This is a genomic window from Frankia sp. CcWB2, assembly GCF_977927585.1.
In genome coordinates this window covers 1-8,975 of sequence record NZ_CDWRCM010000164.1, presented here as the reverse complement: position 1 = coordinate 8,975, position 8,975 = coordinate 1, and the positions used below count along the sequence as shown (strand labels likewise).

Here is an 8,975-nt window from a genome sequence, read left to right as displayed (position 1 = left end):
TATTGTCCTGCTTCTCTTCTCGGCTACCATGGAGACGTCCCGTCCTTGACCACGACGTGGAGTATCGAGATGAAGTCATTCGCCCGCACGACCATCCGTGCGATTCTTCTGGTTTCATTCCTGGCCGCCGGCTCTCCGTGACCGGGGAGTTTCCCTCGTTGAAGGCGCGTCAGCTTCTGCGAGTGCTTGGACGATTGGGATATCGCGTGACAAAACAGGACGGTTCAGCTCACCGGTGGCTGGAGGCGGACGGACGTCCACGACTTCGTCTCGCTTTTCATGACCGGATCACCGTCGGGCCGGGGGTCGTCCGGCAGATACTGGTCAAGCAGGTGGGGCTGACGGTCGAGGAGGCGTTGGAGGTGATCGATAGTGTCTAGGGCGGTATCGGTGCTGGTTCGCCGGGACGGCCCCTGCTGGTCGGCCTGGTCGCCGCAGTGTCCTGGTCTGGTGGCAGCCGAGACGACCGCCGAGGAGATTCGTGCCGCGTTGCCGGATCTGATCGCCTGGTACTTCGACGGAGACACCGACGTCAACCTGCGGATCCACCTTGAGCTGGAGGTGCGCGGTGTCATCGTCCGGATCGCGCAGGATGCCGACGCCTGGGAACGGCAGCTGGTCGCCGAGCGTCTGGGCGCGGCCTTGGGCGTGGACAGCCAGGCGGAACAACTGCGCGCCGTGCGGGCGAACGCCGCGGGCGAGGTGGTGTATGTCTGTGCGCTGCCGTCGGACCAGGTCTCCTGGCTGACCGGGCAGATGGACGACGAGGACGATGCGGTCGTCGTCGCGCTTCCGGCGACGGAGAGCGAACTGTGGACCTTGCAGTTCGACGCGCTCCGGTGGCGAGGTGAAAAAGCGCCGGGTGCCGGCTACCGGCCGGAGGTAACCTTTGATGAGATCATGGCGACGTTCGCCGGGCCACGCCTCCAGCTCAGCGCATGACAGCCGGGCCCCGCGCCGGTCAGCCCCCCATCGGTGAGCCCTCATCGGTCAGCGCCCGCCGGTGAGTGTCCGCGTGACGGCGGGAACCGGCATCGTGGGTGGGCGCGGCTACCGGGGGAGATCGCGCAGGATGAGGTCGAGGCCCGCGAGGAACTGGGCCTCGTTCTCCTCCCGTAGATGGGGTGCCGCCTCGGAGAGGTCCGGATGGTGTTCGGCCGGCGGGCGTACCGCCGCGACCGGGCCGCCGCGGGCGCCGGCCCCCTCCCGTTCCACGGCCCGGGCGAGCTGGCGGGCCTCGCTGAGGGTGTGGCCGAGGGTGTAGAAGAGCAGCGTCTGGTAGACGTTGGCGGCGTCGGCCGGATCCATGCCCGCGCGGTGAAGCTGGGCGACCGCGTGATCAGCCCGCTCCCAGTAGGCGCCCACCCCGGGCGGGCGGCGCAGCACCAGCGGCGCCAGGGTCGGGTGCGCCAGCAGGGAGCGCCGGAGCTGACGGAAGTTCTCCCGGATGTCCCGGCGGGGGTCGTCGGTCTCCGGCAGCTCCTCCATCCCGCGGATCACCGTGTCCGTCAGCGCGTCGAGCAGCGCGTTCTTCGTCGTGAAGTGTCGGTACATCGCCGTGGGATCCACGTCGAGGAACGCGCCGAGGGCCCGCATGCTGAACGCGCCCGCGCCGTGCGTGTCCACGACCTCCATCGCCGCCGCCAGCAGCACCTCCCGGGACAGCGTGCCCCGCGGGGTCCGCCGGGAACCGACCCGCCGACCTCGCCGCCTACCGGTCTCCGCGCCGGCGGTCCCAATGCCCCCCGGCTCGTCGTCATCCGTGCCGGGATCGTGCGTGCCGGGCTCGTCAGCGCCGGGATCGTCCGTGCCGGCGTCACCCTCCCGGGTGTCCTCGGAGCCTGGGCTCTCGTCGTCGGACCGGGGCGCCGTGGGATCGTTGGTCTCGTCGTTGATGGCATCATGATAGTCAACGATGTTGACGCCGTCTCGCGGCTTGCAATGGTCTACTCTTTGGCCCCGTCTTCGGCCCAGTCTTCGCGCACCGGCCCGTTGCCACGGCGCTGCACCCGCACCCCCTGATAGCCCGGTTGCCAGCTTTCCAGCACGATCTCCCCGGCCGGCTCGTCGACGCTCGTGCGGACCACCTCGGTGAGCTCGACGCGGAAGAGGTCGAACGGCGTCGGCGGGCCGATCTCGGTGGCGAAGGAGGCCAGGACCTCCTCATCGTCGATTCACCGGGCCCGCCCGGAGACGCGGATGTCGCCGCCGGCCAGGTCCTGGCCCGGCCCGGGATTGGCGGCCAGGGCGAACCGGGGGTCGCGACGCAGGTCCCGGGACTTGCGCGCATCCGGCATGCTCCCGAGCCACAGTTCCCCGAACCGGAAGTTCGTCTCGATTCCGCTCGTGCGCGGGGAGCCGTCGGCACGCACGGTGGCCAGGATGTGATGGCGGAATGCCGCGAACCGGGTGCGTGCGGTCTCGGCGAGGGCGGGTTGCGCGGTCTCGAAGTCGCGCCAGGATGTCGTCACCGCGCCATCGTGACCCGGAAACTCTGCCATCTGCTGTCCTGGTTCACGGCTAGGCTTCCCAGACGTGCGATCGAGTCGGCTTACCGCGTTGCTCCTGCATCTGCAGGCCGTGCGGCGGGCGACGGCCGCCGAACTGGCCGCCGAGCTCGAGGTGTCCGTGCGCACCGTGCACCGTGACATCGCCGCCCTGCAGGCGGCCGGCGTGCCGCTGTGGACGCAGACCGGGCGGGCCGGTGGGGTGTGGCTGCTGGACGGGTGGCGCACCCGGCTGGACGGCCTGACCGGCGACGAGGCGGCCGCCCTGGTCCTCGCCGGGGCGGGGGGAGAGGTGCTGGGCGGACTCGGGATGGCGGCGTCCGCCGCGGCCGCCCGGACCAAGCTCCTCGCCACGCTCCCGCCGGAACCCCGCGAGCGCGCCGCGCGGGTACGGGAGCGATTCCACCTCGACGCGCCTGGCTGGTTCCATCGCGACGAGGCCGTCCCGCACCTGGCCACCGTCGCCGGGGCGGTCTGGTCCGGGCATCGGGTCGACGTCCGCTACGCCCGGCGGGACCGCGAGGTCGCCCGCCGGCTCGACCCGCTCGGGCTCGTGTGTAAGGCGGGGGTATGGTACCTTGTCGCCCGTCATCGGGCCGACGTGCGCAGCTATCGCGTCGCGCGGCTGAGGCACGCGATGGTCCGGCCAGAGCCCTTCGAGCGGCCCGCCGGCTTCGACCTCGTCCGCTGGTGGGCCGCGTCGAACGAGGACTTCGCCCGGACCCTGCTGCGTTGGACCTGTCGGCTGCGGTTATCCCCGGTTGCATTGACCCGCCTGCGGCAGGTCGTCGATCCGTTGGCCGCGCGGGAGGCCGTCGCCGCGGCGGGCCCGCCTGACGCCGACGGCTGGCGGGAGGTGGAGTTCGCGACGGAGGGGCTCCAGATGGCGCTCAGCCAACTGTGTGCCTTGGCGGACGGGGTCGTGGTGCTCGCCCCTGCCGAACTGCGTGCCGCCTTCGCCGGGGTGGGTCGGCGCATGGCGGAGAACAATATGGCGGAGAACAGTGCTGCCGCGGCGGTGGGGAGCAACGCTACCGTCGCGGGAGATCGGGAGATCGGGAGATGCCGGTGAAGGAGGTCGCGCCATAAGTACCGGCGGGCTGCTCGTTGTCGCTCTGGTGATGGCCGTCGGCCTGGTTGGCGTCGTCCTCCCGGTACTACCGGGCCTCGTCCTGGTCTGGGGCGCGGGTCTGTGGTGGGTGATCGCGGACGGTGGGGGAGTCGGCCGCTGGATCGTGCTGGCGTTCATGACCGCGCTGTTCGTGATCGGGGTGCTCACCAAGCACGTCCTGCCGGCTCGGGCTACCGCCGGTCGGGGGGTGCCGTGGCCCAGCCTGGCCATCGGCGCGGTGTGCGCGATCATCGGCTTCTTTGTGGTGCCGGTCGTCGGGCTCCTGATCGGTGGAGTGGTCGGGATCTACCTGGCCGAGCTGGCGCGGCTGGGGGATGCGCGAGCGGCGGGCCGTACGACCTGGGCCGCGATTGTCGCCTTCGGGGTCGGTGTGGTCGTGGAGCTCGCCGCCGGCGTCGCGATGGTGCTCGTCTGGTTGGTCGGCGAGTTCGTTGCCTGACGACTCGTGACGACTCGTGACGACTCGTGACGACTCGTGACGACTCGTGGCGACTCGTGGCGGCGCGCTGCTGGTTCCGGTCTTCCGGAGTCCGTGCGGGCCGGGAGCCCGCGCGTCCTGATCCGGGGAGCCGGCCGGCCCCGAGCCTGGTCGGCCGGTCTCCCGACGGCGTCCTCCGCTGCATGATCGCTATGTTAAGTAGGGGTAACCATTTCCGGTGCTCCGTGGTTGCCACCTCGTCCGTCGTGTGCGGCTGTTAGCATCGTCCGAGTGATGCTGATGGAACGTCTCCTGACGGATCTCAATGGTGGACGGCGAATGTTCCACTCCGAATTTCACCGGGCTATCGGATCGAACCCCGGATGAGTGATCCAGGGCGAACCTGTCGAAAATCTCAGAAATTCATACGATATTTTTTCCACTATTGTTCAGAGCGGTCGTGGTCGAAGCAACGGTGCCTTTTTCTGTCGCATTCTTCCGGGGCTCCGCAGTGGTACCGGGCGCGCCCGCGGAGTCACCGGCCGATGCGGCGTCCGTTCTTCCCCTCGATGTCCTTCCCTTCGACGTCAAGGATCGTGTGGAGGCATCCGGCCGCCGGGTTCCGCGGCCGCGGTCTGGTCGAGGCCTGACGACGTGACCGGGAAACGTAGCGCGCAGGCCCCGTCCTTGAGGGCGGGGAGGATGCCAAGAGAGGAGACCGTCCCGTGCGTGTCCTGGTGATCGGATTCGGGCAGGCGTTGCTCAACCAGCTGGGTTCGGCGCTGCCGCCGGGCAGTGTCACCCTCGTCGAGGACCCGGATCTGATCGACCGGCGGCGGGTGCGGCCGGCTGTCGAGAAGCTGCCCTGCGTGGCGGCCCTGCTCCCGGCGGCCTACCACCAGAGCGAGGACTTCCTCCCCGTCGTGCTCGCCGCGGCGGCCACCGGGGGACCCTTTACCGCCGTCGTCCCGGCCCTGGAGTACAGCGTCCCCGCTGCGGCCTTGGCCGCGGCCGCACTGGGCCTGCCGGGCGCGGGAGTCGGGGCCGCCCGATGCCTGTCAGACAAGATCGAGCTGCGCCGGGCGGCGACGGCGGCGGGCATCGCGACCCCGCGCTGGAGGGAGGTCTTCGGCCCGGGTGACCTCGCGGCCTTCGGGGTGGAGAGCCCGGTGGTGCTCAAACCCGCCAACCGGCACGGCAGCCTCGGCGTGCAGATCCTCGACGCGGTGGAGGACGGGCCGCTCGACCTGGCGGCCATCTGGTCGGCGACGGTTGCCGCCCTCGACGACGGCGCGCTTCCCAACCGCCCGTTGCACTGGCGCTACCTGGTGGAGAGCCGGATGGTCGGCGCGGAGTTCAGCGTGGAGGCGCTGGTTCGCGACGGCGTGCCGAGCTTCGTCAACGTGACGGCGAAGCGGGTGCTGCCCGGGCGGCACCCGGTCGAGACCGGGCACGTCGTGCCGGCCCCCGGACCCGTGGCCAGGACCGCCGTGCTGAGCCGCGCGTTGACGCGTCTCATCGCGGCGATCGGCTTCCGGGACGGCATCCTGCACGCCGAATGGATGCTGACCGCCCGCTGCCCGGACAGGAATCGATTATGCCAATGATGGGGCGGGCGTCACAGCCGGTGAAGACACCGCACGCCTTGCGGGCTTTGGGGTTACCGCCACAGCGAAGCTTAGGAGTGCGCGGGTTTCCGGACGGAGCGCGACCGGCGTTCAGGTGCAGCTTCGCACCGCACGATGGGCATTGAAGGACGCCACTGATCCAGTTGGCGGCCTGTGCCACGGGACGGCCACCCTTGTTCCCTCTGGCGTCCGTCAGGTTCGCGGCAATCACCTTGTTGGCGCGCCACCACAGAGGCGAATCGACCACCGGTCCAACCTCATGCACCCACGTTTCGGTCGTACCCTCATACGTGTACCGGCATTCCTCGACCCCTGTGTGGTTCGCCGCGAACCGGACAAGGTTCTTAACCGATGCTGGATAAACATCGTAAATCCGGGCGATGGATTGCAGGAATTCGCGGTTGGCGACACGCTCATAAATGTCCCTGACCGATTCCGGGTCGGCGCAATAAGCTTGCTTAGCGTAGCGTTCCCCCTTGACCGCCCAGAACGACGGCAGCGGACCGTGATGCGCGCCGTTGGCAATAATCATCGAGATGCCACGGTACGTGGTCTGCTTGACCGTCCTGGACTTCTCGGAATTCGCATGCTGAGCGACAAGAGTCACGATACGACCGGCGAAATCGGTCTTGCCGAACTGGGGTTCGGCAATCGAGATGATGTCGCCACCCGCAGACCGAATATCAAGCAAGATCTCCGCCTGCGCATCCAAATCGTCGCGACGGTCAAGCCGGGACGACTCGGTTACCAAAAGCGTCGTGTAGTCCCCACGCTGAATGTCAGCGATTGCCTCACGCAACGCCGGTTCCTGCGCCCCGTGGCTCGCCGAGTACCCGTGAAGGGTAAACCACTTGACGATCGTGATCCCGCGCTGAGCAGCCTCCTCAGCGAGGATCTTGACCTGTGAGGTCTCGTCCTGGCTACCCGTCGACACCCTGACGAATCCGGCACCTAGCTCGCCCACTGTCCCACCCTCGCTGTCGGTGCTGATCGCGGCCTGCACCGTGCACACTACCCGATAGCCTACAACCCGATCGTCCTCGCTCACGCTCGCGCCCTGCTGACCGGTACACCCGAGGGCCGCATCGCCTATCTGAACGCCGACCTGCGGGAACCGGGGAAGATCCTGGCTTCGGCCGAGGTACGCGACACGCTCGACCTGAGCCGCCCCATCGCACTGTCCCTGATCGCGATCATGCATTTTCTTCCCGATTCCGAGGATCCCTACGGCCTCGTCCGCCGCTACCTCGACGCCCTGCCCTCGGGCAGCTATCTGGCGTTCACTCATTGCACGGCCGATGCCGCGCCGGAGGAGGCCGGACGGCTCGTCGAGGTCTACCGGCAGCGGGGGATCCCCCTCACGACGCGTACCCGCGCCGAAGTCGAACGTTTTTTGACGGTCTGGAGCTCGTCGAGCCGGGAGTGCAGATCGTCCATCGCTGGCGGGCCGAGGTGACCCCGGACGGCCCGACCGATGCCCAGGTCAGCTGGTACGGCGGCGTCGCCCGGATTCCCTGACCATCGACACTCGCGAGCGTTCACGAGGTCGGGTCCGCCTGATCGCGCGGTGGCCCCATGCGCGGTGGCACCGCGCGCGGCGGCCACATTGTGGGGAGCAAGGCACGGTCCAGGGACCGCAGACCGTGCCCAGGTCCCCCAAATTCACCGGCCGACGTGTCGGACCCGGGTGGGATGGTGGCTTTCGTCGCCGATGACGGTGGTGTAGCCTGTGAACCGAGTACACGGCAATCAAGTACGCGGCAATCGAGGGCACAGCATTCGTGGCGGGTCGTCGAGGCCCGGCGGATGCCGAGGGGGGAGACGCGCCGTGGTGGAGCCGGAGGCCGAGGGCAGGCTGTTCCCCGTGCCGCGGGGGGTCCCAGGGCAGCAGAGGGTCCCAGGGGCGCGGGGGTCCCTGGGCCGCTGGGGGCGCCGCCTTCGCCCGCCGCGCCGGGGGGAGTGGGTGGCACCGGCACCGGCGGCCGGGGCGCCGACGGCCGTACGGCCGCGGAGGTCCTCGACGCACCGCAGCTCTTCGAGCCGGCGACGTCCTATGAGGTCCGGGATACCTTCGCCGAACTCGTCCGCCGGGATCTGCTCGGCCCGTGGAGCGGCGAGCGCGAGCAGTTCCACCCCAGGGCGATAGGCCCGCGCGAGCGGTACCTCGTCGGCATGCTCGGGCCGAAGCCGGCTCCGCGCGGTGCCCGGGAGGCCGCCGCCGCGGACGTCGTCGCCGACACGGAGACGGCCGTGCAGGGCGACGCGGACGCCGACCCGCCGGAGATCGCCACCCCGCAGAACCGGGGGCGGATCTGGGCGTCGTCGATGGGACTCTCCTTCGCCGGGCTGGCCGGAACCGCCGGCACGGATTCGGTCGACGTCCTCGCCGTCACGGCGGCCTGGGGGCATTACACCAAGCGGGAGGTGGAGGACGACGAGGGCCGCAAGCGCAGCGCGTGGACCCGCGAACCGGTGGTCTTCGCGAACCGGGAGATCCGCCTGGATGATCACCTGGGCGCCGGTTCCCGGCGGATGCCGCTCGTCGGCGACGACGAGACCGGGGTCTTCCTCGTCGTCACCGTCCGCGAGCGCGGTGCCCGTCGCGTCGTCGAGCTGACGCTGGTCAACAGCCAGCCGGAGCCGCCCTCGTCCGCGGACACGGCGTGGCTGTTCCAGCCGACGCTGTCGGTGACCGCGCTGGACGGCGCGCGCGCCGTCTTCCTGCCCGTCGACGATCCCGAAGACGAGTGGTCCGGCCCCGGCCCCGGCTCCGGTTCTGGCACCGGCCTTGGCCCTGGCTCCGGTTCCCCCGAGGGGCGACGCGCCGCTCGCCGGCGCGCCGCCCCTCGACGCTGATCACGAGGATCTGCACCTCCAGTTGTTGTACCGGGGGGAGCGTCGCTACGCGACCGGTCGCAACGTCGCGGTGCATCCGCACGTCCGGCCCGGTGAGCGGTGCGCCCACCGGCTGGAGACCACCTGGCTGCCCACCTACGACGTGCCGGCGACGGTCGCGCCCGCCGGGCCCGGCACGCCGCTGGCCGGGGTCGAACTGGCCATGGACACTCTCGCCGTGGCCGGGCCCGCCGCCCTGCGGCGCGGGTTGATACCCCTCGCCGACGGTTACGCCTCCTGGCTCGACGAGCGCGAGGCCGAGGTCGCGGGCCTGCCGGCGCGGCTGCGCCCGGCCGCCCGCACGGCGATCGGCGACGCCCGCCGAGCGGCGGACCGCATCCGGGCCGGCATCGCCCTGCTCGCCGACCAGGACCAGCCGCGCCACCGCGAGGCGC

The 8,975-nt window shown here is 70.2% G+C and carries 8 protein-coding genes and 3 pseudogenes; 8 read left to right on the top strand and 3 right to left on the bottom strand.

Annotated elements, in window-relative coordinates; translation table 11 throughout:
• Window positions 1–56: 56 nt before the first annotated feature.
• Together ACY45C_RS16140 and ACY45C_RS16135 are read left to right on the top strand one after the other, a co-directional pair.
• The gene (locus ACY45C_RS16140) at window positions 57–380 is read left to right on the top strand and encodes a type II toxin-antitoxin system HicA family toxin (protein ID WP_462188410.1); all 324 of its coding nucleotides are present in this window, start codon (window positions 57–59) and stop codon (window positions 378–380) included.
• Complete coding sequence (locus ACY45C_RS16135) at window positions 373–942, top strand: hypothetical protein (protein WP_462188407.1); 570 nt, start codon at window positions 373–375, stop codon at window positions 940–942. The genes ACY45C_RS16140 and ACY45C_RS16135 overlap by 8 nt, the downstream gene beginning before the upstream one ends.
• Window positions 943–1,050: 108 nt before the next feature.
• Here ACY45C_RS16135 and ACY45C_RS16130 read toward each other — a convergent pair whose 3' ends face one another.
• Together ACY45C_RS16130 and ACY45C_RS16125 are read right to left on the bottom strand one after the other, a co-directional pair.
• Window positions 1,051–1,653 (bottom strand): TetR/AcrR family transcriptional regulator, encoded by a 603-nt coding sequence (locus tag ACY45C_RS16130; RefSeq protein WP_462188406.1) that lies wholly within the window; start codon window positions 1,651–1,653, stop codon window positions 1,051–1,053.
• A 293-nt stretch (window positions 1,654–1,946) separates the two neighbouring features.
• Window positions 1,947–2,501: pseudogene (locus ACY45C_RS16125) on the bottom strand (pyridoxamine 5'-phosphate oxidase family protein).
• A 34-nt stretch (window positions 2,502–2,535) separates the two neighbouring features.
• On the opposite strand from ACY45C_RS16125, the gene ACY45C_RS16120 reads away from it, so the two are divergent.
• The 3 genes from ACY45C_RS16120 to ACY45C_RS16110 all read left to right on the top strand — a co-directional run bounded on the left by ACY45C_RS16120 (window position 2,536) and on the right by ACY45C_RS16110 (window position 5,664).
• Window positions 2,536–3,579 carry a helix-turn-helix transcriptional regulator gene (locus tag ACY45C_RS16120; protein ID WP_462188405.1) on the top strand — a complete coding sequence of 348 codons (1,044 nt, stop codon included), beginning with the start codon at window positions 2,536–2,538 and terminating at the stop codon, window positions 3,577–3,579.
• 49 nt (window positions 3,580–3,628) lie between these two features.
• Window positions 3,629–4,078, top strand: a complete 450-nt coding sequence (locus tag ACY45C_RS16115; protein ID WP_462188409.1) for a DUF456 domain-containing protein — start codon at window positions 3,629–3,631, stop codon at window positions 4,076–4,078.
• A 704-nt stretch (window positions 4,079–4,782) separates the two neighbouring features.
• On the top strand, window positions 4,783–5,664 hold the full coding sequence (locus ACY45C_RS16110) for an ATP-grasp domain-containing protein (RefSeq protein ID WP_462188404.1): 882 nt from the start codon (window positions 4,783–4,785) through the stop codon (window positions 5,662–5,664).
• On the opposite strand, the gene ACY45C_RS16105 is transcribed toward ACY45C_RS16110, so the two are convergent.
• The gene (locus ACY45C_RS16105) at window positions 5,573–6,649 is read right to left on the bottom strand and encodes a recombinase family protein (protein ID WP_462188408.1); all 1,077 of its coding nucleotides are present in this window, start codon (window positions 6,647–6,649) and stop codon (window positions 5,573–5,575) included. The two genes, ACY45C_RS16110 and ACY45C_RS16105, sit on opposite strands and share 92 nt — an antisense overlap.
• Before the next feature lie 63 nt (window positions 6,650–6,712).
• On the opposite strand from ACY45C_RS16105, the pseudogene ACY45C_RS16100 reads away from it, so the two are divergent.
• From ACY45C_RS16100 to ACY45C_RS16090, 3 genes and pseudogenes are all read left to right on the top strand, one after another.
• Window positions 6,713–7,203 (top strand): annotated as a pseudogene (locus ACY45C_RS16100) (SAM-dependent methyltransferase); the annotation flags it as partial.
• A gap of 441 nt (window positions 7,204–7,644) precedes the next feature.
• Complete coding sequence (locus ACY45C_RS16095) at window positions 7,645–8,541, top strand: hypothetical protein (protein WP_462188403.1); 897 nt, start codon at window positions 7,645–7,647, stop codon at window positions 8,539–8,541.
• 22 nt (window positions 8,542–8,563) lie between these two features.
• Window positions 8,564–8,975, top strand: a pseudogene (locus ACY45C_RS16090) (DISARM system helicase DrmA); the annotation flags it as partial.

Bases quoted from the DNA above. Each gene is read 5' to 3' on its own strand.
- ACY45C_RS16115 (WP_462188409.1), top strand. From the start codon at position 3,629: ATGGCCGTCGGCCTGGTTGGCGTCGTCCTCCCGGTACTACCGGGCCTC.